Raw genomic sequence first — 25,092 nt, forward strand, 5'->3', positions numbered from 1 at the left:
AGGCACGGGTGGTATTTTGGTAAATTATGGCACTGTTGATGAAGGCATGGGTAACGACTACATGAGTACCGAAGAGCCCTCTGTAGCCGAAAAAGCCAATAACACCAAACCCGATAAAGTAACCCCTGCCCCGCCAACCGAAGAAAAGCAGCAGGTGGACAATAGCGATAAAAACGTAGTTACCCAAACTACCGATGATGCGCCAGAAGTTGCTGCCAATACCAAAAAGCCAAGCACCACAGTAGCCACGCAACCCACTACAAAAACGGTGGCAAAACCCGCTGTTAATCAAAATGCGCTTTACAAAGGCAAAACCAATAACGGCACCGGCGAAGGTGATGGAACAGGCAACACACCGGGTAACCAGGGTAAAACCACGGGTACTACGTTAACCAATAACTATAACGGAACAGGATCTGGCAACGGTGGTAATTTAAACCTAACCCAACGCAGCTTTGTTAGTCGCCCCACTGTTGATGGCGGTAACCGCTATACCGGCAAAGTGGTGGTTGATATACGAGTTGATAAAGAAGGTAACGTAATACAGGCCACAGCAGGTGCCCGTGGCACTACCATAACCGATGCAGCTCTGCTTCAAAAATGTGAGGATGCGGTAAAAAGATCAAAATTCAACCCATCAGATACTGCTCCCGAAAACCAGAACGGTACTTTAACATTCGTATTTAAGGTAAATTAAATTGCAGTTTGCAGATATAAGTTTGCCATTTGCATGTATACATTTGCAATGCAAATTGCTAACTGCAAACTAAAATGGACTACCAGCAAACGCTCGATTACCTCTACACCCAACTACCCGTTTTTACCCGGGTAGGCGCTTCGGCTTATAAAGAGGACCTCACCAATACCATTGCCCTGTTAAACATACTGGATAACCCCGAGCATAAGTTTAAAAGCATACATGTGGGTGGCACCAACGGTAAAGGCTCTACATCGCACATGCTGGCGGCCATATTGCAGGTTGCAGGATATAAAACGGGTTTATACACATCGCCCCACCTTAAAGATTTCCGCGAGCGCATCCGTATAAACGGCGAGATGATAAGCGAGCAAACAGTTATAGATTTTGTAGCAAAGCACCGCCCCGATTTTGAGCATATCCAACCTTCTTTCTTCGAGATGACCGTTGCCCTGGCCTTTGATGTATTTGCGAAGGAACAGGTAGATATTGCCATTATAGAGGTAGGGCTTGGCGGAAGATTGGATTCTACCAATGTAATTAACCCGCTGCTATCCATCATCACCAACATAGGTTGGGATCACATGAATTTACTGGGCGATAACCTGCCCAAAATAGCAGGAGAAAAGGCGGGTATTATTAAACCTGCCATCCCGGTCATCATTGGCGAATACCAGCCCGAAGTTGCTGAAGTGTTTAACAATAAAGCCCAGGAGGTAAACGCTCCTTTGGTATTTGCATCCGAAGTAAATTCAAAATTCAAAATTCAAAACTCAAAAGAGGGACTGGAATACCTGGAGATAAACGCTCCCCGCACCCCACTCCCTGATCTTCACATACAACTCGATTTACCCGGAACCTATCAGCTCAATAACATACGCACGGTTTTAACCGCTGTTGATGAACTGCGCAAGCAAGGTTTTACTATTACCGATGAGCATATCATCACGGCATTAAAACAAGTTAAAAACCTAACCGGTCTGCATGGCCGCTGGGAGGTGATCAATAACCAACCGCTCACCATTTGCGATACGGGCCATAATCCCGAAGGTATAACTGAGGTGTTAAAGAATATAGCAAACGTTAAATACGAGCATTTGCATTTTGTAATAGGCATGGTGAATGATAAGGATATCAGCAAGGTATTAGCCATGCTGCCAACCCATGCTACCTACTACTTCTGCCGCCCCGATATCCCCCGCGGATTGGAAGCAGAAAGCATCAAACAACAAGCCGCAATTTTCGGTTTACATGGTGAAACCTACCCATCCGTTAAGACCGCACTAATGGCCGCGCAAGCAGCAGCTACCGATAAAGACCTGGTTTTTGCAGGCGGGAGTACTTTTGTAGTTGCGGAGGTTGTGTAATAGATAACCCTTACAGCAGTGACGCATACCTTGCCACAACTTCTTAAATTAATTTAAAAACCATACTTTAGCATATAAACTAACTAAAATGACCTACCTACCCTCCTCAGAACGATATAACAAAATGCAATACCGCCGTTGCGGTAAAAGCGGCATAAAACTACCGGCTATTTCATTAGGCCTGTGGCACAACTTTGGCCATGTAGATGTGATGGAAAACTTCCGCAGTATACTGCACCTGGCTTTTGATAGCGGCATAACACATTTCGACCTGGCCAACAATTACGGCCCTCCCCCGGGCAGCGCCGAAACCAATTTTGGCAAGATCATGAAAGAAGATTTTGGCGGCTACCGCAATGAGATGATCATCAGCAGCAAAGCGGGTTATACTATGTGGGACGGGCCTTACGGCGATTGGGGTTCAAAAAAATACCTGGTATCGAGTCTTGATCAAAGCCTTAAACGCATGGGGTTGGATTATGTAGATATTTTCTACCATCACCGCCCGGATCCAGAAACACCACTGGAAGAAACCATGAGCGCTTTAGACCTGATCGTTCGACAGGGTAAGGCTTTGTACGTGGGTATCTCCAACTACAACGCGCAGGAAGCCGAGAAAGCCATCGCCATACTTAAACAATTGGGTACGCCTTGCCTGATCCATCAGCCGAAATATTCCATGTTTGTTCGAGATGCAGAAGCTGGGTTGCTGGATGTACTGGGGAAAGATGGTGTGGGTTGTATCCCGTTCTCGCCATTGGCACAGGGCCTGCTGACCAATAAATACCTGCATGGCATTCCAGAAGATTCGCGCGCGGCAAAATCAACCGGCTTTTTACAGGAAAGCCAGGTAACCGACGAGGTGATCGGAAAAATAAAAAAACTGAACACCCTTGCCGAAAAACGCGGCCAAACGCTTGCACAAATGGCGTTGGCCTGGTTGCTTAAAGACGACAGGGTAACATCTGTACTGATAGGCGCCAGCAAACCTGCCCAACTGGCAGATTCGCTAAAAGCTTTGGATAATATTGATTTTTCTTCGGAAGAATTAGAGAAAATTGAGCAGATCTTAAAATAGATTTTAAACGATGCCCTCAGGCACATTTTGTTGGTAGGCGTATTTAGAAATAAATACGCCTTTTTGTTTAACAATAATTAACAATCCGCGTCTAAAAATTTTGCACATCTTAGCTATACTAAACTGCGTCTATGAAATATCCTTTACTGTTTACCCTTTTCCTGCTACTAACAGCTAACTTATTTGCACAGGATGTTACCCTTACCGGTAAAATAACCGATGGGGCCGGCAATGCCGTACCCTTTGCTACAGTTTATATCCGCAATACCACAAAAGGTACGTCGGCCAACAGCGATGGCAGCTACACACTGAACTTAAAAGCAGGCCAATACGATGTGCAATACCGGGCAATGGGTTACAAACAGGAAAGCCGAAAAATAGACCTGAAGGAAAACCAAACCATTAATATCACTTTAAAGGCCGAAGATTACCAAATAAAAGAAGTAACTATCCGCGCCGGTGCCGAAGACCCTGCTTATGCCATTATCCGCCAGGCTATTAAAAAACGTAAAACCTATTTAAACGAGGTGAACGCCTACACCTGCGAGGTATATATAAAAGGCTTACAAAAACTACTGGCGGCCCCAAAGAAGTTCCTGGGGATTGATATGCAGAAGATAGCCCGCGAAAACGGCTTGGACTCCAACCGCCGGGGTATCATTTATCTTTCAGAGTCGCAATCAAAATACAGTTTTATTCGTCCCGATAAGGTACATGAGGAGATCATATCCTCCAAGTTCTCGGGCAGTAACCGGGCGTTCACGTTCAACCGTGCATCAGACATGCAGGTGAATTTTTACGAGAACCTGCAAACCTGGGATGGCCTGAGTAACCGCCCGCTGATATCGCCCATAGCCGATAATGCACTATCTTACTATAAATACAAATACATCGGCCTGGCCATTGAGAATGGCGAAACCGTTAACAAAATTCAGGTTATCCCCCGTAACGAGCACGACCCTTGCTTTAAGGGCTACATTTATATTATTGAGGATAGCTGGCGCTTACAAAGCCTTGGCCTGTACATCACCAAAAAATCGAGCATCAACTTTGTAGATACGCTAAAGGTCGACCAGCAATTTATCCCCGTTAGCGGCAACGCGTGGATGCCGGCATCGCTTAAGTTTGAATTTACAGGTGGATTCTTCGGCTTTAAATTTGGCGGTTATTTTATCTCGCTTTATAAGGATTACGATATTGCCCCTAAGTTCGACAGGTCGCAATTTGCTGAAGTACTACGCATCACCAAAGGTGTGAACAAAAAAGATTCGGCCTACTGGGAGCAGCAAAGGCCTATCCCGCTAACCGCTGAAGAAAAAACCGATTACCAGAAAAAGGCCGTACTGGCAGCCAAGCGCGAATCGAAACCTTACCTGGATTCGCTGGATAAGGTGAACAATAAGTTTAGCGTTGGTAAATTCCTGCTCGGCGGGTACAGTCACCGAAACCGGTACGATCATGAATATTACAATTTCAACTCGCTGATAAGTTCTGTAGCCTATAATACGGTTGAAGGTTTATCGCTTGGCTACGGCGGTTCATTCACTAAACAGATTGACAGCGTAAACAACCGTTACCTGCGTATTTATGGCAAGGTGCGTTATGGCTTCTCCAACAAATTATTCAACGCAACAGGTGGCGTCACTATGCCGGTAGGTTCTGCTACATTAAATTTAGCAGGTGGTTCTGATGTGATAGACCTGAATAACCGCGAACCCATCACCTCGTTCATGAACAGCGCTTACACCCTGCTTAACAGGCAAAATTTTGAGAAACTGTATCAAAAGCAATATGCATCGGCTACACTATCCAAACGTATTTATGGCGGCTGGCAGGCAAGCGTGGGCGCCGAATGGGCAAACCGCAAGTACCTATCCAACACTACCGACTATAGCTTTTTCCACCCAAAAGGGCATGAGTTTACATCCAACAACCCGCTTAGTCCGGATGTGGATGTACCGCTGTTTCCAGAGAACCAGTCGTTTAAAGTTAGCATGCGTACCACTTACGATTTTAGCAACCGGTACGAAACCTACCCTACCGGGAAAAGATACGTTCCTTCAAAATACCCAACCCTTGGTATTAGCTTCACCAAAGCCATTAAAAATGTGTTTGGCTCTGATGCGGATTACAACCTTGTTTCGGCAGATCTTTCTAAAACAGACATCCCAATGGGCTTTTACGGTAAAACATCCTTTTACGTGGCGGCGGGTAAATTCTTCAACACCAAAAACATTTCCTATCCCGATTACAGGCAATTTGCAGGTAACCAGGTACTGTTTTACCAAAGCGGCATCAACAAATTCATGTTGCTAAATTATTACCAGTTCAGCACCGGCGATAAATACGTAGAAGGCCATCTGGAGCATAATTTTACGGGGCTTCTCACCAACCAGATCCCGATTCTACGTAACTTAAAATTGCAGGAGATAGTTGATGTGAATTATCTATCCACCCCCACGCTTAAAAACTACACCGAGCTTGGCGTAGGCTTCCAAACCAATGTGGGTTTAAGGGTGATGTATGGCACATCGTTCAACAATAAAGTGGGCGGTGCCAACCAGGCAATAAGGATTGGGGTGAGTTTTTAGAACATTACGCAATAGGTCTTAGACAAGCTCAGACTGACATATTCCGTATGTCATGGTGAGCTTGTCGAACCATAGCAGACTATGCACTTGCGTACCAGGTCTTCGACAAGCTCAAACTGATAACCGCATTTAACTCTTCCTCATCTTCACAATCCCAAGCAATTCCTTATCCGCCAGCGTAACATCAATCCGTTCAACTGCCACATAGCCCATCACTTGGTAAAGCGGTACGCCGGGTAGTGTTGCGCCAAGCTCAAAGCTGGTAAACCCATTAGCTTTTGCAGCATCTTCGCATACATTAATAATTTTACGGCCTATGCCCTGCCGCGCATGGTCGGGATGTACAAAAAATGCCCTTATCCTTGCGGCATCTTTCGCCGGGTCAAGCAACGGGTCTTCGATGTCTTTATGCTGGTCACCGCCAAACAGGGTGTTGCGTTTGCTCCAGCCGCCGCAACCCACCTTTACATTATCCTTTTCGGCAACATAGTAGGTGCCATCAGTAATCAGCTGGCTGTCAATCCCAAAAATGTATTTAATGGCGCTTTCTATCTGGTCTGGGGTATAATAATCCGTACTTAAGCCACGTACGGATAGGGCAATTAATTGCTGTAATTCTGCCACATCATCAAATGTAGCTAAGCGTATCGTTATCATTGAGCATATGTTTGCGGGCTAATATAAATTTTTATGCCAATTGTTAGCTTCAAAATCTAAATTTCCTACCACATTTTTCCGCTCAAAATCCTATCTTTGCCCATGCAAGAAAAAATCCTCATTCTTGACTTCGGTTCGCAATTCACCCAGCTTATCGCGCGCCGTGTCAGGGAGCTCAATATTTACTGTGAGATCCATCCCTTTAACAAAGTTCCTGAAATTGACGAAAGTGTAAAAGGTATCATCCTTTCCGGCAGTCCGTATTCTGTACGCCAGGAAGATGCACCTCATTTTGAGTTTGCCAAACACCACAAAACCCTGCCTATTTTAGGCGTTTGTTATGGCGCGCAATATGTAGCGCATTTCCATGGCGGCGAAGTGTTGGCTTCAAGCACACGCGAGTATGGCCGTGCCAACCTGGACTATGTTAAGCAGGATAACATCTTATTTAAAGATGTGCCGGTAGGTTCACAGGTGTGGATGTCGCACGGGGATACCATTGCCCGCATAGGCGATGATTTTGAGGTAATTGCAAGTACCGATAGCGTTAAAGTTGCCGCTTACCAAATAACCGGCACCCAAACTTATGGTATCCAGTTCCACCCAGAGGTTACCCACAGTATTGATGGCAAGCAATTGCTGCAAAACTTTTTGGTTGATATTTGTGGTTGCTCGCAGGATTGGACACCCGACTCTTTCATCGAAACCACCATTTCCGAACTGAAAGCGAAACTGGGCGACGACAAAGTAGTTTTAGGCTTATCGGGCGGTGTTGATTCATCTGTTGCGGCGGTATTGCTGCACCATGCTATCGGCGCTAACCTGCACTGTATATTTGTAGATAATGGCCTGTTGCGTAAGGACGAGTACCAATCGGTGCTTGATTCATATCAGCACATGGGCCTTAACATAAAAGGGGTTGATGCCAAACAGCGTTTTTATGATGCACTGGCCGGTTTAACCGACCCTGAAAAGAAACGTAAGGCCATTGGCCGCGTATTCATCGAGGTTTTTGATGATGCCGCGCACGAGGTACAGGGCGTAAGCTGGCTTGGCCAGGGTACTATTTACCCGGATGTTATCGAATCTGTTTCGGTAAAAGGCCCTTCGGCAACCATCAAATCACACCATAATGTTGGGGGCCTGCCCGATTTTATGAAGCTGAAGATAGTTGAGCCTTTAAACACCTTATTTAAGGACGAAGTACGCCGTGTCGGTAAAGCTTTGGGTATGGATCCAAACATATTAGGCCGCCACCCTTTCCCGGGTCCGGGACTGGCAATCAGGATCTTAGGTGACATTACACCAGAGAAAGTTGACATTTTACAACAGGCAGATGCGATTTATATCAACAATTTACGCTCTGCCGGTGTTTATGATAAAGTTTGGCAGGCAGGCGCCATTTATTTACCGGTACAATCGGTAGGTGTTATGGGCGATGAGCGTACATACGAGAACGTAATTTGCCTGCGTGCGGTAGAATCATTAGACGGGATGACGGCAGATTGGTGCCACCTCCCTTATGACCTGCTTGCAAAAATATCAAACGAGATAATCAACAACGTAAAAGGAATTAACCGGGTAGTATATGACATCAGTTCGAAACCACCGGCCACAATTGAGTGGGAATAAGTGGTTCATATTTGTTTTAGCGCTGATAGTTGGTGCATGTTCGCCCAAAATACGGACGGCACCCTCATCTACCGTAAAAACAACAACTGAAAAACCTGTAACTAAGACCGACAAACCTGCCGAAAAGCCCCCGGTGAAAGCACCGGAGGCAAAAGCTCACGTTTTATCGCTGATACTCCCACTGGGGCTTGACCATGCCGCCGCCGGGCAAACCTATACGGCTGCCGGCCTAAAAAAGGCAAACATGGCGGCCGAGTATTACCAGGGCTTTAAACTGGCGCTGGATTCTATGACCGCTGAAGGCGCTAATTTCAAGTTACAGGTTTTTGACAGCAAAGATGATGTGGCGCAATCGCACAGCCTGGCGCTAAACCCGCAGATTAAATCCAGCGAACTGATCATTGGCCCCGTTTTCCCTGATGATGTAAAAGCATTTACAGCCATGCTGCCGTCGGCACGCAAGCCTATAGTATCGCCGCTATCGCCGGCCGCGCCATCAACGTTCAATAACCAGAACCTGGTTACCATGACCCCGCCGCTTGAGTATCACGCCATGGGCGCTGCAACCTATATTGTTAGAAGCTTAAAGCCAAAAAAAGTATTCATCCTTAATTCGGGCTTTAGTGACGAGAAATTGTACACATCACCATTTAAGCGCACGGTCGACAGTCTGAGCAAACGGAAGATCCAGGTTGTAACTATTACCGTAGTGCGCGGCAATTTAACACCACTGGTAAAGCAACTTTCACCGTCAAATCAAAACATATTTTTAGTACCATCAACCAAACAGGCATTTTTAATGGTGACGTTGCGATCATTAGACACGCTATCTAAAAAATATCCGGTAACTTTATTTGGTCACCCTAACTGGGAGAAGTTTGCGTTCTTGAAGTCGGCCCTTTTACAAAGGCTGAACACGCACATTACCTCGGCAGATAAAGTTGATTATAAAAGCTCCCAAACCAATACTTTTTTACGCAGCTACCGCCGCACCTACCGTACCGAACCTACCGATTTTGCCATAAAGGGATTTGATCAGGGTTTATATTTTGCTAAGCTATTGGCTGATGATGAAGATTTTAACAAACCCGATCTGGAAGATTTTAGCGGTATCCACAACAGTTTCCACTTTATAAAAAAGCCGGGGGTAGGCTGGATAAATACGCATGTAGATATCCTTAGGTATGAAAACTTCGATCTAAAAAAGATTCAATGAAAGCCATAAATCAGTTAAAGACGTTTCAGCGCATATTGGGTGAATACCCTGCAGATACGCCTTTAGGCAAATTTTTACCCGGCTTTTATCGGCAGAACAAGCAAATGGGATCAACCGACAGGCGCGTTGCCGGCCGGCTCATCTATAACTATTTCCGCCTGGGCCGCGCCCTGCCCAACCTGCCCGCTGAAGACCGGCTGATGGTGGCTGAGTTTTTATGCAACACGCAGTCAAACTCCTTTCTGCAATATTTTAAACCCGATTGGGCGGCTTGCGTGGGTTTTACTGTTGATGAAAAAATAAACCTGGTAAAAGCCACCTACCCTGATTTTAAGTTGGAGAATGTTTTCCCATGGGTCCCACAGCTTTCGACAGGGATTGACAGGGATGCTTTTTTAAAATCGTTTTTCATACAACCCGACCTGTTTATACGGGTAACCAAAGGTTTTGAAACCCAGGTAAAAACCGAACTAACCAAAGCCGGTGTTACGTTTAAGGATGAAGGTAACAACTGCCTCTCGCTGCCAAACGGTACTCGGCTGGAAACCATCTTCCCCAAACAACATTGGTACGAGGTGCAGGACCTGTCATCACAGCAAACAGCCAATTACTTTAAACCACAAAAATGGGATAGCTGGTGGGATGCCTGCGCGGCTTCGGGCGGTAAATCATTACTGCTGCACAGTTTGCAGCACGATATAAAACTGCTGGTATCTGATATCCGCGAGTCTATCCTTTCAAACCTGGATGAGCGCTTTCAGCAGGCAGGTTTGCGTAAGTACCAAAAGAAACTGATGGACCTTACCGAAAACAACGAGCAGTTGCTTTACAACTATGAGTTCGACGGTATTATACTTGATGCGCCCTGCAGCGGCTCGGGCACCTGGGGCCGCACACCCGAGATGATCAGCCAGTTCGAGATCCACAAAACCGACTTTTTTAAGCGCCTGCAACAAGCCATTGTAACCAACGTAGCCAAACACCTTAAACCCGGCAAACCGCTTATTTATATCACCTGCTCGGCCTTTAAAGCCGAGAATGAAGATGCTGTAAACTACATCACCAAAGAGTTGGGTTTGCAACTGGAAGAAATGAAAGTGCTGACAGGTTATGAGAACAAAGCTGATACCATGTTTGTGGCAAGGATGTTGGCACCTGCTGATAAGAGTGTTTTGGAGTAACCCCAATGTCATGCCGAATTTATTTCGGCATCTCTAATGCAAATTAAATGCTATGCTTGCTAACTGTCCTGAGAGATCCTGAAACAAGTTCAGGATGACATATGCAAGACGTTAAAAAATGTTAATCTTTTCATTTACCACATATTAGCAGCTAATTTAGTTCAACAAAACTAAGCCCTATGCTGCAAAACTACTTTACCATTGCCTGGCGAAACATCTGGAAACACAAGCTTTTCTCGCTCATCAACATATTTGGCCTATCGGTTGGCATTGCGTTTACGCTGCTTATTGCCGCCTATGTATGGCACGAGGTAAGCGTAAACCGCGACCTGCGTAACGCCGATAACCAGTATATCATCCAAAGCAAGTGGAAAGACCCAAATATGGGGAATGTTTTAACAGCCCTTGCACCCATGCCCAAAGCTTTAAAAGACGAATATCCTAACCTGGTGGCCAATGCTTACCGTTGGGATGGGGTGACCTCTACCGTTTCAAAAGGCGATAAACACTTCAGGGAAAGTCTGCAAGTTGGCGATAGCACCTTTATCACTACCTATGGCTTTAAGCTGTTACAAGGCGACCCAAAAACGGCTTTAAATGATCCTTTTTCGGCCGTGATAACGCAGGAAACGGCCATTAAATACTTCGGAAAGACCGATGCGGTTGGAAAGGCTGTGACTATCGAAAGTTTCACCGGCACCAAGCACGATTTTACCATAACCGGCGTACTAAAAAAACTCAGCAAAAATTCGGTGACCAATGTTATTGATGGCAGCAACAGTACTTTCTTTTTACCGGCGGCAGCGGCAAAGTTCCTGGGGCGTAGTGTTGATGGCTGGAACAACACCGGCCTGGTAGGTTTAATAGAACTAAAGAAAGGCGTAAAACCACAAGACCTTGACGGCCCCATGCGCGCCCTGATCAGGAAAAACGCATCACCACAAATAGCGGCCAACCTTACCCCTTACCTTGTACCGTTAAAAACTTTTTACCTGGATTGGGGCAATGGTACGGTTAAAAAAATGCTGTACACCCTATCTAGCATCGCGTTGTTTATTTTACTGATGGCGGTCATCAACTTTGTGAATATCTGCATCAGTCGCTCCTCGCAGCGGATGAAAGAAATGGGCATCCGTAAGGTTTTAGGTGGATTAAGGAAACAACTTATCTGGCAGTTTTTAACCGAATCTGTTTTAATGGTGCTGATAGCTACCTTAATTGCATTGGGTATTTACGCCCTTGCAAGGCCATACTTTGCCGACCTATTGGCTACCGATATTGGCGGACTGTTCTCCTTCCCGTTATACTTTTATGCTATACCACTTCTGTTTGCGCTATTAATTGGTTTATTAGCCGGTTTATATCCGGCGCTGGTTCTATCGTCCTTAAAATCAATCGACTCGTTGAAAGGTAAGCTGGACAGGGTGAAGGATAACGTGATATTCCGCAAATCGCTTATCGCGTTCCAGTTTGGTACTGCAGCAGTGGTGCTGGTCTGCGCCATCGTAATTTCGGGGCAGATCAGCCTGTTCTTCAGCAAAAGCTTGGGTTTTAATAAGGAGTATGTTTTATCGGCCCAGTTGCCGCGCGACTGGAGCAAACCCGGCGTGCAAAAAATGGAAGGCATCCGTTACCGGCTTTCGCAGATCCCGGAGGTGAGCAGCGTAGCCTTGTCATGGGAGATACTGGATGGCGCCAACAGCGGCGGTTTGCAAGCTTATAAGTTATCTGATAATCCAAATCAAGCATTTGCATCGCAAATGCTGCTTACCGATAACCAATATGCGGCTACCTATGGTATCCCGCTTAAGGCCGGTACGTTTTTTAAACCACAATATATGCCGGCAGACTCGGCACAGGTAGTGATCAACGAATCGCAGTCGAAGGCGCTTGGTTTTGCCTCTCCTAAAGATGCTGTTGGCCAAAAATTCAATGCGCAAAACATGCCGCAGCTAACCATCTGCGGCGTAACAGCCGATTTTCAGTTTGGCAGCATGTCCAGCCGCATACAACCGCTAACCTTTGTAAACGTTAATTACATCCCGTTCTATCGCTATTTCTCTATCCGGATAAAACCGGGCAATATGGAAGCCAGCATAACAGCCCTGCAAAAGAAATGGGCCGAGGTAATGCCCGGCGCACCGTTCGAGTACAGTTTTATGGATGAGGCTCTTGCCAAAATGTACAAAACCGAACTGCAGTTAAAAAAGGCATCGTACCTGGCTACCGGCCTGGCCATGATCATTGTGTTGTTGGGTGTATTGGGGCTGATATCCCTCAGCATTCAAAAACGCACCAAAGAGATAGGTATCCGTAAGGTATTGGGTTCATCGGTTAAGGATGTGATGCTGCTGTTCCTGAAAGATTTTTTGGGCACGGTAGTTATTGCCGGGCTTGTTGCCTGCCCGTTGGCTTATTGGATGATGCATAAATGGCTGAGCAACTATGCTTATAAAATAAACCTGACGCCTGTACCGTTCGCCATTGCTATTATAGCGTTAATACTGGTAACATCGGTGCTGATAAGCCTGCAAACCGTTAAGGCAGCGCTGGCAAACCCGGTGACGAGTTTAAGGAGTGAATAGGAATAGAGGCAAGGTAAGATCGCTCATTATTGCGAAGTAACATCCCGGTTGTTTCACCATCCTGTCATTTCGAACGAGGTACGAGGAGAACCGACCGTAGGGAGCTCATCGCAGATAAATCTTCTACGAGCAGTCAGTAGTGAATATGTGAGTCCGCTATTATTATCGCCCGCTCATTGCCGCGGAGGCTACTTCTTTTCTCTTGATAGAAAAGAAGCAAAAGATCAAGTCAGAGCGAATGCTTCCTGCGCTCCCTGCCGGTTCTTAACGCTTTTGCTGGATGACTCGCTGTGCTCGCATCACGCGCAAAAGCTAAACCGCCATTCCCGCCATACTCCCGGCCCGCCCGCTCTGACCTTTTGCCCCACGCTTTCGTAAATCAGGGTAATCAGGAAAATCCTATAAATCAAGGTTCAGACAAAAATGCGTTAGGGATTGCAGCGGGTACCGGCCTATGGTTAAGGCCTGCGCAGTATGAGCGAAAAGCCCGGGCCGCAGGCAATGCCCTCAGCACATTTCTATCGGGGATTGCCACGCTATCGCTCGCAATGACGGTCTAAAAGCAATAACGCATGAGTTTAAGTCTTGGCTCTTGATTCTAAGATCTTGATTCTCTTCTACAGCCCACTATTACTCCTAAACAGTTTTATCGCGATAGCTAATAATATCACTCCGAAAGCTTTACGCAGAATGTGCAGGCCTGTTTTACCGAAGAGCTTTTCCAGCCATTTTACGTTTTTAAGCACCAGGTAAACAAATAGGGTGTTTACAATGATACCCACAATGATATTTTGCGTTTGATATTGCGATTTGAGGGATAACAGCGTCGTCATGGTACCGGCGCCGGCTATCAGCGGGAAGGCCAACGGAACAATTGACGCTGCCTCGGGTACTTCCTCTTTAAAAAAGTTCACCCCCAATACCATCTCCAATGCGATGATAAATATTACGATTGAACCCGCTATGGCAAACGAGGAGATATCCAACCCAATAACCGCGAGTAACTCATCCCCTGCAAACAAAAAACCTATCATTAAAACCAATACCGCAATGCTGGCCTTTTCCGACTCGATATGCCCAACCTTTTGGCGTAAATTGATAATGATGGGTATTGCGCCCAGTATATCGATGATCGCGAAGAGGATCATGGTTACTGAAAGGACTTCTTTAAATATTAAAGGATGCATAGGTTTAGGGGTTTTCTTTTGAGATTAAACGAATACTAAACAAAAGTGCAATTAAAATATATAAAGATGCTAAAAAGAATATACTATGTATAGATATTGCCGTAATTAATCCTGCTGTTACAGGCCCCAGCGTTTGCCCTATGGATGCGTACGATTGATTTACACCCATCACCTCGCCCTTCCCGTTACCTTCGTTATGATCGGCTATAATGGCGTTTAACATGGGGTTGCGCAAACCGTTGAACAGGCCGTAAATTCCGATGGATATGGCAAAGAGTACGATGCCTGTAGCAAAACCCGCCAATACCATCATCCCTAAGCAAAACAGGGTTGATATAAGCAGGATTGTAGCCTGTGATGAGATCACCTTTTTAACCGCCGGTACCAGCATCTGCATCAGTATACCACTGATACCAAAGCCTCCGTAAAATAACCCTATCTGCGTGGGGCTCAGTTTTAGTTCATCAACACTAAAGGTTTGGAAACCTATAAGCATGGTAAACTGCGCCATGGTTAGCAAAAAACCGGTAAATATGGCCGTACCTATCACCGGCTTTTTTAACACCGTTATCAATGATAAGAAACTGAACTTACCTTTCTTAGCCGCGAACCTGCCGGTTTTATTCTGGTTGGTTTCTTTCAGAAAAAACAGGGTGAGCAATACGCCGATAACCGCAATGCCCGCCGCGAAAAAGAACGGTACTTTAAGCCCGAATTTACTAAGCAAGCCACCAATGGCCGGCCCTATTACAAAGCCAAACCCAAATGCCGACCCCAGGATCCCAAAGTTTTTGGCCCGCTCCTTTGGTGAAGAGATATCCGAGATCATGGCTTGCGCTACCGAGATATTGCCGCCTGTTAATCCGTCCAATATCCGCGCGGCGAAAAGCATAAAAATGCTGTTGGCAAACCCAAACATAACAAATGATACGGCCGTACCAATAAGGCTGATAACCAGCAAAGGCTTACGCCCCCATTTATCAGACAGTGAACCAAGTACCGGTGTAGCAAAAAATTGCGCTATAGAAAATGCCGCGGTAAGCAAGCCTATGGTATGCTCGGTTACGCCAAACTTTTTACCATAAGGGTACAACAGTGGGATGATAATACCAAACCCCATTGAATTGATAATGGCAATAAGTACAAGCACCCAAATAATGCGGTTCATCTTCATCAATACAAAACAAAGGTATTAAACGCACAAAAGGTTCTGTTTGCACAGAACCTTTTGTATAAATATTAATACAATATAAATTATTGCTTTTCGAAATCAGACGCTTTTGGTAAAATATCTGATACGTTACCCAATATGCTTCGTTTCCTGCTGTAGCCAAAGTATATAACCAAACCGGCCACCATCCAAACAAGTGCACTCACCTGCGTTTCGCTTGGTAAGCTTACTATCATACCCGCGCAAACTATTACACCTAAAATAGGCACTAACGGCACTAACGGGGTTTTAAATGGCCTTGGTAAATTAGGGTTGGTTTTACGTAATAACATAACACCCACACATACCAGTATAAAGGCAAACAAGGTACCGATAGATGTTAGATCGCCGGCAACGCTACCCGGAATAAATGCCGCAAATAAGCCCACAAAAACAAACAGGATAATGTTGCTCTTGTACGGTGTACGGAATTTTGGGTGAAGGTCTGAAAATATTTTTGGTAATAAACCATCTATAGACATGGTGTAGAATACCCTCGACTGGCCCATCAGCATCACCAGGATAACTGAAGAGAAACCTGCAAGGATAGCCACAGTAACCAACGTTGATAACCATGCATAGCCGTGCATATAAGTACTGATAGCGTATGCTACAGAAGCCTCTTTACCCGATTTCATGAAATCCTGGTAAGGTGCAACGCCTGTTAATACCCATGAGAACAAGATGTAAAGAATTGTACAAACCACTAATGAACCCAATATACCGATAGGCATATCGCGTTTAGGGTTTTTAGCTTCCTGCGCTGCGGTTGATACGGCATCGAAACCAATAAAGGCAAAAAACACCACACCGGCACCGCTTACAATACCGCCCCAGCCGTGGTTAAAGAACGGCGCGTATGAGTATGTTTTGCCACTCGCCAATATAACATCCGGCGCGTTAGCAGGGATCATGTATGGTGTGTGATTGACCGGGTTAACATATTGCCATCCAATAGCTATAAATACCAATACGATAGCTACTTTAATGAAAACGATAATACCGTTTACAGTAGCAGATTCTTGTGTACCTTTTATTAGTAATAATGATAAGATCAACAGTATCAGCAATGCCGGAACGTTGGCAATACCATGTACAGATGAGCCGTTAACCATTACCGACTCTAACGGAGAGTGGCACCACTCGTAGGGTATGGCCCCGCCGAGGAGCTTATTAACGTACTCACTCCAACTGATAGATACCGTGGCCGCCCCAAGTGCATATTCTAATATTAACGCCCAGCCAATAACCCAGGCAACAATTTCGCCCATAGTTGCATATGCGTAAGTGTAAGCACTACCTGCAATAGGGATAATTGAAGCAAACTCAGCATAGCAAAGGCCTGCAAAGGCGCAACCAATTGCCGCAACAATAAATGATAGTGTTACTGCAGGGCCTGCGTGCTCGCCTGCTGCCGCTGCTGTCCTCACGAACAAACCGGCGCCAATAATGGCACCAATACCCAGTGCAATAAGGTTACCGGCCCCAAGCGTTCGCTTCAGGCTTCCTTCTGCATCTACAGAGGAGGTTAGTTGTTCAATAGATTTTTTTACAAATACCTTCATGTTTTAATTTAATAAGATCAGTTATAATAGTCTTGAAATCAGTTTCCCCAAACGTACTTAAATTTATTGAAAAGTTAAAGTGCAGAATGTAACAAGGGCATAGGTGTTTTCAACAGAATTAAAGGTTGTGATTATGAATGTTTTAAAGTTTATTTTTTAAGCTAGAAATGTGCTATTTAAAACACTAAGTAGGGCACGCCTTCATGGCAGGAGACGCGAAGTATCGCGTCTGTACGAGATATAATATTGTAGAGACGAATGGCGTTACCTGCGGCCCGTGCTATCCGCTCATACTGCGCAGGCCTTAGCCACGGGCCGGTATCCGCTCTTGTCCCTAACGCTTTTCCCAGCGGGGATTTTACCGCTTTAAGCCCGTTTAATTAATGATTACGCTCATCCCATCGCCTGCCCTCTATCATGTTGAGGGGAATTATAGCAGCATACATTTGACCTGTTAATCAATAAAAAATACATCATGAAAAAATTCAGACTATTCGCTTTATCTCTGTTATTACTACAAGGGGTAACCGCTTTTGCACAACAAAAAAATGAATTCGATATCCGCATAAGGGCCATCGGTATTATACCGCAGGAAAGTGCCACTATCGGCGTAATTGGTGGCGGTGTTAATATCAGTAACACCGTTGTACCCGAGCTGGACTTTACGTACTTCTTTGCAAAAAACTTCTCTGCCGAACTGATACTGGCCACTACCAAACATAAGGTTAGTACCACATCATCAAACCTTACGGCTATTGGCGGGGCTGCCGCTGCCGATGTTAACCTGGGGCACGTTTGGTTACTGCCGCCAACACTTACATTACAATACCATTTACCTACAGGTACCGGCTTTAAGCCATACATAGGTGCGGGTGCCAACTACACTATATTTTACAGTGCAGACAAAGGGCCGGTTGTACAGGGCATAACCTATAAAAACAAGTTTGCCTTTGCAAGCCAGTTAGGGTTTGATTATGATATCAGCAAAACAGTGTTCCTGAACGTTGATGTTAAAAAGATCTTCCTTACTACCCAGGCTACGGTAGATGCATCAAACCTAACCCCATCAGGCAATGAGGCTTTGCGCCCGGTTTTACAAAACATACCTGCCGATGTTAAAATAAGGCCATGGGTAATTGGTATAGGAGTAGGTTATAGGTTATAATTTCTACAAAGTGTGTGATAAAGAGAAAGCCGCTTAGTAGCGGCTTTCTCTTTTATTTGTGCGTCACTGCGGTGTGAGTTTAATCGGATTGATCTCTAAAACTAACCAGTTGCCATTTTCCGTTCCTGTATAAAAAATTAAAGACTGTGGAAATCCCTGTATCCTCAACCATATGTTGGATCGAAACCTCGGTTTTACTCAGTTGGGACTGCTTATAAATAGCATTTTTATCTTTTTTAAAAGTTATATTTTGCCATTTGCTTTTTTCAATATACTTAACGGAGTCGCCTTCTTCTTCGTCTCCTGCTATAATAATACTAAGTGGAAATTTAACATGCGCTACCTGGTAAACAGAATCACTTTTGAATTTCTTGAAAAATGTATCAAAGTCAGAAATCTCTGAAACGGCAGCTTTTTTTGCCGGATTATGTTTGCCGGGATTATCTGAACATCCTGTAAAGAGCCCAATAATGACCAATAAAAACAATATCAATTTCTTCATTACGGCAACGCTTTAAATATAAACAACGGCGTTAAAATCACATTCAATAATATCATTACCACGCCCAACGCTTTATTAAACTTACCTCCTGTACGCATCAGCATAATGCCTGTCACTATCCCTCCTACCAATAACATGGCAGCATCAAAATAAAGCAGGTAATCTGTTGTGGGTGGTTCAATATCCAGTTTAAACAGGTCGAAGATATCCGGCAGGTAGAGGTAGATGTCGTACAGGCAGAGAAGATAAAGGAGATAATGGAAAATAGGTTTCTTCATCAATGCTAATATAAATCTTTCTGCAACAAAAAAGCCCTCCGATAAATCGAAGGGCTTTCCTATTCTATTCAAAAATCCTTAGATCTTTTTATCTACGTGAATTTGATGCACATTCATTGATTGTACCTTCTCTTGTTTCTGCATCATTTTGTTGGTGTTATCAGCAGTGTTTAAGTGCGGTGCAATAACCAGTGAAACGATAGACATTAACTTGATCAGGATGTTCATTGACGGGCCGGAGGTATCCTTGAACGGATCACCTACAGTATCACCTGTTACAGATGCTTTATGCGGTTCAGATTTTTTGTAGTAGATCTCGCCGTTTATTTCCACACCTTTCTCGAATGATTTTTTAGCGTTATCCCATGCACCACCCGCGTTGCTCTGGAAGATCCCCATCAACACACCTGATACGGTAACACCTGCCAGCAAACCACCCAATACCTCAGGGCCAAATGCAAAACCGATAACGATAGGCGTAATTAAAGCGATCAGTCCCGGTGCAACCATCTCGCGGATAGAAGCTTTGGTTGAGATCTCCACGCATTTTTCGTACTCAGGGCGTGCCTTATACTCCATAATGCCCGGTATTTCGCGGAACTGGCGGCGAACCTCTTCTACCATAGCCATTGCCGCGCGGCCTACTGCCGAGATACACAATGCAGAGAAGATGAAAGGGATCATCCCTCCCACAAATAAACCAGCCAAAACGTTGGCTTTATAAATATCAATATGCTCGATACCGGCAACACCCACAAAGGCCGCAAATAAGGCCAGTGAGGTTAACGCAGCAGATGCGATAGCAAAACCCTTACCTGTTGCTGCTGTAGTGTTACCTACGGCATCCAGGTTATCTGTACGGTGGCGTACTTCTTCAGGCAGGCGGCTCATTTCGGCAATACCACCGGCGTTATCGGCAATTGGGCCAAATGCGTCGATAGCTAACTGCATAGCTGTTGTTGCCATCATACCGGCAGCAGCAATAGCCACACCGTATAAACCTGCAAAAAAGTATGAACCATAAATACCGGCTGCCAACACAAGGATAGGCAATACGGTTGATTCCATACCGATAGCTAAACCTGCAATAATGTTAGTAGCGTGGCCGGTTGATGATTGCCTGATGATGCTCATTACCGGGCGTTTGCCCATGGCAGTGTAATATTCGGTAATGATAGACATTAACGTACCAACCACTAAACCCACCAGGATAGATCCAAACACACCGTTCTTGGTAAATACCAATGAACCTGCTTTTATAGCACCCGATGCATCCTCGTCACGGACCATGTGGAAGCTATCGGCAGGTAACATCCATTGTACTACAAAATAAGTAGCAATAGCTGTTAAAAGGATAGATGCCCAGTTGCCTATGTTCAGCGCTTTTTGTACGCTATCTGTTTCTTTTGATATTTTAACCAATGATGCGCCAACGATAGAGAATATCAGGCCTAAACCTGCAATCACCATCGGCAATAAAATTGGGGCTATGCCACCAAACTTATCGTGTGATACAATTTCGCGGCCCAGTACCATAGTAGCAAGCATAGTAGCCACATACGATCCGAACAAATCGGCACCCATACCGGCAACATCACCTACGTTATCACCAACGTTATCTGCAATAGTAGCGGGGTTACGTACATCATCCTCAGGGATACCGGCTTCCACTTTACCTACAAGGTCGGCACCTACGTCGGCAGCTTTGGTATAGATACCACCGCCAACACGCGCGAATAACGCGATAGACTCGGCACCTAATGAGAAACCGGCCAATACGTCAAGCGCTTTGGCCATAGCTTCGCCGTTTACACTTTCGCCTTTGCTGGTTACATACATGGTATAAAATACAATGAATAACGAGCCTAAACCGATAATTGCCAAACCTGCAACACCAAGGCCCATAACCGTACCGCCTGTAAACGACACTTTTAATGCTTTAGCCAGGCTGGTTTTAGCCGCCTGCGTGGTACGTACGTTTGATTTTGTTGCGATACGCATCCCTATAAAACCTGCAAAGGCCGACAGGAAAGCGCCAATCACAAATGATATGGCAATAACCGGGCTTGAGGTAGCAACGGTTGTACCACTCCATGCCAGCAGTAAACCTGCCACAACAACAAAGTAGCCTAATACTTTCCATTCTGCTCGTAAAAAGGCCATTGCGCCATCGGCAATATATCCTGCCAGTTGGTTCATGGAGGCATCGCCTGTTTCCTGTTTGGTAACCCAGGCAGATTTAATCGCCATCACGATTATGCCCACGAGCCCAAAAACAGGGATCAAATAAATTAAGTAGTTGTTCAAAAGATCCATATTCTATAATTAGTGTTTATTAAGTGTGCTATTTCATTTGCGCAGAGCGCGTTTATAATTTGGTTGCCGCAAAATATAAATTAATTTCTTTACAATAGCCTGTCAATTAAAGTTTTTGAATAGTTTAGTGGTTTAAACTAAACCCTAATGTCAAAAGACACTACTCAACCCAAATTAAAGCACGAACTGAGCCTGTTAGACGGTACTATGCTGGTAGCCGGTTCTATGATCGGTTCAGGTATTTTCATTGTAAGTGCCGATATTACCCGCAACGTAGGTTCGGCAGGGTGGCTTATCGCCGTATGGATCATCACCGGCTTTATGACCCTTACCGCGGCCCTTAGCTACGGCGAATTAAGCGCTATGTTCCCAAAAGCGGGCGGGCAGTATGTTTACCTGAAAGAAGCTTATAATAAACTCATTGCCTTTTTATATGGCTGGAGTTTTTTCGCTGTAATACAAACCGGGACGATAGCTGCCGTGGGTGTGGCGTTCTCCAAATTTACAGCGTATATGATACCGGCAGTAAGCGAGGATAATATTTTGCTTCAGGCCGGTTCGTTTAAAATTAGCGCAGCCCAGGTAGTATCTATAGTACTAATCGTATTACTTACTTATATCAATACAAAAGGCGTAAAAGGTGGTAAGCTTATCCAAACCACCTTCACCATGACAAAACTGATCAGTCTTTTTGGATTGATAGGCTTTGGCTTTTTAGCATTCAAGGGTGATATATGGACCGCTAACTGGACAAACGCGTGGGACTTGCACAACCTGAATAAGGATGGCAGTGTAACCGCTTTAACCTGGGGTACCGCATTAGGCGCTATAGCAGCAGCAATGGTAGGCTCAATTTTTAGCAGTGATGCCTGGAACAGTGTAACCTTTGTTGCCGGCGAGATGAAGAACCCCAAACGAGATGTGGCCCTGAGCATGATGTTTGGTACCATCATCGTAACTATAATTTATGTTTTGGCCAATGTGGTTTATACCGGGGTACTATCCTTACATGAAATAACCATTGCCGATAAAGACCGTGTTGCGGTAGCTGCATCGCATGTTATTTTTGGCAACGTGGGTACTTATATTATTGCGGTAATGATCATGATCTCGACCTTTGGTTGTAACAACGGGTTGATATTATCGGGCGCACGTGTTTATTATACCATGGCAAAGGATGGCGTTTTCTTTAAAAAGACAGGCAACCTAAATGAATTTGGTGTACCACAGTTTGGTTTGTGGATACAATGCCTTGTAGCATCATTACTATGTTTAAGCGGCCGTTATGGCGATTTGCTGGACATGATCTCCTTCGTGGTTGTGATCTTTTACATGTTAACTATTGCAGGTATTTTCATACTGCGTGTTAAACGCCCCGATGTTGAAAGGCCTTACAAAGCAATTGGGTACCCAATATTGCCCGCTATTTACATTATTATGGGTATAGCTTTTTGTATCTTGCTTTGTATCTATAAATGGCAATATCCCGTTTATGGTTTAGTTATTGTTTTAATAGGCATACCGCTGTATTATATATCCCAACGGAACGTAAAGCATGAGGATAAACCTGAAGTACTTAGTTAGTTTTTTATTTATAGCAAATATTGCAGGGGCGCAAACCCTGCAGCAAAATATACAAAAGGCATTTACCCGTTTACAGCAGGATAGTCAGTGCCGTTACGCTTCGGTATCGTTAACGGTGCTGGATGCCAAAACCGGCGAACGGGTTTTTGCAGCTAACCCTGATATGGGTTTAGCGCCCGGCTCTACCCTAAAAACGGTTACCAGTATAACCGCCTTTAATGTTTTAGGTAAAGATTTTCAGTTTCAAACCCAACTGGGTTATACCGGCGCTATCAGTGCTGATGGCACCCTTATCGGCGATATCATTATTAAAGGCGGCGGCGACCCTACCCTGGGCAGCTGGCGCTGGGCATCAACCAAAGAAGGCGTTGTTTTAAATACCATGGTAGCCGCTTTGAAAAAGGCTGGTATCAAAAAAATAAACGGGCGCGTAATTGGCGATAACGGCATGTTCAAAAGTCAAAGCATCCCTGATGGCTGGATCTGGCAGGACCTTGGCACTTATTACGGTGCGGGCATAGCCGGGCTTTGCTGGCGCGAAAACCAGTTTGATATTCTATTGAAAACCGGTAGCGTTGGCAGCACCATCAGCGTTGCCGGCACTAACCCCGAAACCAACTACCTGCAATACAAAAGTGAACTAACCAACGGTGCCGCCAAAACCGGCGACCTGGCATACCCTTACCTGCCTGCTTATGGCAGTAAGGTGATGTACCTGCGCGGCACCTACGCTATCGACCAAACCAAGAAACGCGTAGCAGCCGCCATCCCTGACCCAGCCTTTGATGCCGCCCTGCGGTTGACCGATACCTTGAAAGGTATTGGCATTACCGTAAGCAGCGACCCGCAATCGTCCATGATGTTGGCGGATAAAGGACAGACTGTACCTGCAACAACAAAAGGTATTACTACTATTTTATCGCCCGAGTTAAGTAAAATAGTTTACTGGCTTAACCAAAAAAGCATTAACCTATATGCCGAGCAATTGCTGGCAACCATAGCCGCAAAAGCAGGCAAACCGGCATCTACTACCGATGGCGTGGATGCCATGAAAGCTTTTTGGGAGCTGAAAGGTATAGACAAACGCTCCATGAACTTTTTTGATGGCAGCGGCTTATCGCCCGAGGACAGGATAACTACATCTACCATGGCGCGTGTGCTGCAATCAGCCCGTAAAGAGGCCTGGTTTAATGACTTTTACGAGAGCCTCCCGGTTTATAATGATATGAAGATGAAGAGCGGTAGCATCAACAGTGTGCAAGCCTACGCGGGTTTCCAAACTCATGGTGGCCGCCAGCTATGTTTCTCCATCATGGTGAACAATTACTATGGCCCGGGAAGCGGGATAAGGGAGAAGATGTTTAAGGTGCTGAATGAGTTGAAGTAGGTATGCGAGAGTCAAGAGTTTAGAATCAAGATACAAGACAGCCAAATCGTCATTGCGAGCGTAGCGCGGACAACCGACCGTAGGGAGCTCATTAATACCCTAAAGAAAAATTAAACACATTAATAATCTTCGTCATGCTTGTCACCGACTTTTCTATCGAAGATTTTAGCCGTTGTTGGTGTTGTCACCAACAACCTTTAGGCAGGTAGCAAACAAGCATAGCGACTTGTTGGTGACAACACCAACAAGAGCGTGAAGCATTAAACTAAACTCAATATTCACCGTCAAACTGCATATGTTAAAAAAGGCCCTCCTTATATTATTCATCTCGTTTTCGGCAGTGGCTGCACACGCCCAAACTGCCGACGAGGTATATAACCAATACCTTGATTTTAACCTGGCGCGCCTGCAGGGCGAAGCCGATAAGGCCTTAAACCTAGGGCAGGATATCATCCCGAATGCAGACAAACTTAAAGTCAACGTACGGAACAATTTTTATTATTCGATAGGCAACCTGTTCGAAAACGACGGGCAATCGGTAAAAGCGATAGAATATTACGAAAAAGTTGCCGCTGCCGTGCCCAACTATTACGTGGTGCAACGCGCCTTAGGTTACCAGTACCTTAAACAGGTGGATGACTTGAGCGCGAAGATCAACGCCGCCCAATCTGATATCAACGAGAATAAAAGGTTAACCATGCTATACGTTGCCGCGGTAAAAAAGACCCTACCCTATTTAGAAAAAGCCCAGGCCTGCGACCCTAATGATGATACCCTCGCGCTTATTAAAACGCTTTATAAAAACATCAAAGACCAGCAAGGCTTGGCCACTTTAAACACGCGCCTGCAGGGACTGTCAAAAAACTGCATCGACCTGCTGGATGATAAGTAAAC

At 45.1% G+C, this 25,092-nt stretch carries 19 protein-coding genes; 12 read left to right on the top strand and 7 right to left on the bottom strand.

What is annotated here, in order from left to right; genetic code table 11:
* The 4 genes from WC615_RS05455 to WC615_RS05470 all read left to right on the top strand — a co-directional run.
* Nucleotides 1-697 (top strand): energy transducer TonB (locus WC615_RS05455; RefSeq protein ID WP_372977120.1); only part of this gene is annotated, 697 nt, incomplete at its 5' end.
* Between the two features lie 74 nt (nt 698-771).
* Entirely contained in the window at nt 772-2,064 is a 1,293-nt protein-coding gene (locus tag WC615_RS05460) for a folylpolyglutamate synthase/dihydrofolate synthase family protein (protein ID WP_372977121.1), read from the top strand.
* Between the two features lie 88 nt (nt 2,065-2,152).
* Nucleotides 2,153-3,142 (top strand): L-glyceraldehyde 3-phosphate reductase, encoded by a 990-nt coding sequence (mgrA, locus tag WC615_RS05465; RefSeq protein WP_372977122.1) that lies wholly within the window; start codon nt 2,153-2,155, stop codon nt 3,140-3,142.
* A gap of 131 nt (nt 3,143-3,273) precedes the next feature.
* Complete coding sequence (locus WC615_RS05470; RefSeq protein ID WP_372977123.1) at nt 3,274-5,733, top strand: DUF5686 and carboxypeptidase regulatory-like domain-containing protein; 2,460 nt, start codon at nt 3,274-3,276, stop codon at nt 5,731-5,733.
* A 129-nt stretch (nt 5,734-5,862) separates the two neighbouring features.
* Here the strand turns inward: WC615_RS05470 and WC615_RS05475 are convergent, their stop codons facing one another.
* Nucleotides 5,863-6,390, bottom strand: coding sequence for a GNAT family N-acetyltransferase (locus WC615_RS05475; protein ID WP_372977124.1), 528 nt, complete (start codon nt 6,388-6,390; stop codon nt 5,863-5,865).
* Between the two features lie 102 nt (nt 6,391-6,492).
* Between WC615_RS05475 and guaA the strand changes: the two genes are divergently transcribed.
* From guaA to WC615_RS05495, 4 genes are all read left to right on the top strand, one after another.
* Nucleotides 6,493-8,022, top strand: a complete 1,530-nt coding sequence (gene guaA, locus WC615_RS05480; protein ID WP_372977125.1) for a glutamine-hydrolyzing GMP synthase — start codon at nt 6,493-6,495, stop codon at nt 8,020-8,022.
* Complete coding sequence (locus tag WC615_RS05485; protein WP_372977126.1) at nt 7,979-9,238, top strand: ABC transporter substrate-binding protein; 1,260 nt, start codon at nt 7,979-7,981, stop codon at nt 9,236-9,238. Before guaA ends, WC615_RS05485 begins: the two co-directional genes overlap by 44 nt.
* A complete protein-coding gene (locus WC615_RS05490; RefSeq protein ID WP_372977127.1) occupies nt 9,235-10,419 on the top strand; it encodes an RsmB/NOP family class I SAM-dependent RNA methyltransferase in 1,185 nt (394 codons plus the stop codon). The genes WC615_RS05485 and WC615_RS05490 overlap by 4 nt, the downstream gene beginning before the upstream one ends.
* A gap of 179 nt (nt 10,420-10,598) precedes the next feature.
* Entirely contained in the window at nt 10,599-13,004 is a 2,406-nt protein-coding gene (locus WC615_RS05495) for an ABC transporter permease (RefSeq protein ID WP_372977128.1), read from the top strand.
* Nucleotides 13,005-13,621: 617 nt separating this feature from the next.
* Here the strand turns inward: WC615_RS05495 and WC615_RS05500 are convergent.
* From WC615_RS05500 to WC615_RS05510, 3 genes are all read right to left on the bottom strand, one after another.
* Nucleotides 13,622-14,191, bottom strand: coding sequence for a MarC family protein (locus tag WC615_RS05500; RefSeq protein ID WP_372977129.1), 570 nt, complete (start codon nt 14,189-14,191; stop codon nt 13,622-13,624).
* A 4-nt stretch (nt 14,192-14,195) separates the two neighbouring features.
* Nucleotides 14,196-15,365, bottom strand: a complete 1,170-nt coding sequence (locus tag WC615_RS05505; RefSeq protein ID WP_372977130.1) for an MFS transporter — start codon at nt 15,363-15,365, stop codon at nt 14,196-14,198.
* 80 nt (nt 15,366-15,445) lie between these two features.
* A complete protein-coding gene (locus tag WC615_RS05510) occupies nt 15,446-16,966 on the bottom strand; it encodes an amino acid permease (protein WP_372977131.1) in 1,521 nt (506 codons plus the stop codon).
* 475 nt (nt 16,967-17,441) lie between these two features.
* Here WC615_RS05510 and WC615_RS05515 point away from each other — a divergent pair, with 475 nt between their 5' ends.
* Complete coding sequence (locus tag WC615_RS05515; RefSeq protein WP_372977132.1) at nt 17,442-18,131, top strand: OmpW family protein; 690 nt, start codon at nt 17,442-17,444, stop codon at nt 18,129-18,131.
* A 79-nt stretch (nt 18,132-18,210) separates the two neighbouring features.
* Here the strand turns inward: WC615_RS05515 and WC615_RS05520 are convergent, their stop codons facing one another.
* The 3 genes from WC615_RS05520 to WC615_RS05530 form a co-directional block, all read right to left on the bottom strand.
* Nucleotides 18,211-18,633, bottom strand: coding sequence for a DUF4348 domain-containing protein (locus WC615_RS05520; RefSeq protein WP_372977133.1), 423 nt, complete (start codon nt 18,631-18,633; stop codon nt 18,211-18,213).
* Nucleotides 18,633-18,911 carry a hypothetical protein gene (locus WC615_RS05525; protein WP_372977134.1) on the bottom strand — a complete coding sequence of 93 codons (279 nt, stop codon included), beginning with the start codon at nt 18,909-18,911 and terminating at the stop codon, nt 18,633-18,635. The genes WC615_RS05520 and WC615_RS05525 overlap by 1 nt, the downstream gene beginning before the upstream one ends.
* 78 nt (nt 18,912-18,989) lie before the next feature.
* Nucleotides 18,990-21,227, bottom strand: coding sequence for a sodium-translocating pyrophosphatase (locus tag WC615_RS05530; RefSeq protein WP_372977135.1), 2,238 nt, complete (start codon nt 21,225-21,227; stop codon nt 18,990-18,992).
* A gap of 147 nt (nt 21,228-21,374) precedes the next feature.
* Here WC615_RS05530 and WC615_RS05535 point away from each other — a divergent pair, with 147 nt between their 5' ends.
* The 3 genes from WC615_RS05535 to WC615_RS05545 all read left to right on the top strand — a co-directional run bounded on the left by WC615_RS05535 (nt 21,375) and on the right by WC615_RS05545 (nt 25,090).
* Nucleotides 21,375-22,811: an APC family permease gene (locus WC615_RS05535; protein WP_372977136.1), complete on the top strand. Its 1,437-nt coding sequence runs from the start codon at nt 21,375-21,377 to the stop codon at nt 22,809-22,811.
* A complete protein-coding gene (gene dacB / locus WC615_RS05540) occupies nt 22,783-24,198 on the top strand; it encodes a D-alanyl-D-alanine carboxypeptidase/D-alanyl-D-alanine-endopeptidase (RefSeq protein ID WP_372977137.1) in 1,416 nt (471 codons plus the stop codon). Before WC615_RS05535 ends, dacB begins: the two co-directional genes overlap by 29 nt.
* Before the next feature lie 295 nt (nt 24,199-24,493).
* Nucleotides 24,494-25,090, top strand: a complete 597-nt coding sequence (locus WC615_RS05545; protein WP_372977138.1) for a hypothetical protein — start codon at nt 24,494-24,496, stop codon at nt 25,088-25,090.
* Nucleotides 25,091-25,092 lie beyond the last annotated feature (2 nt).

Origin of the sequence: Mucilaginibacter sp. (assembly GCF_041663085.1) — a bacterium.
Taxonomy (GTDB): domain Bacteria; phylum Bacteroidota; class Bacteroidia; order Sphingobacteriales; family Sphingobacteriaceae; genus Mucilaginibacter.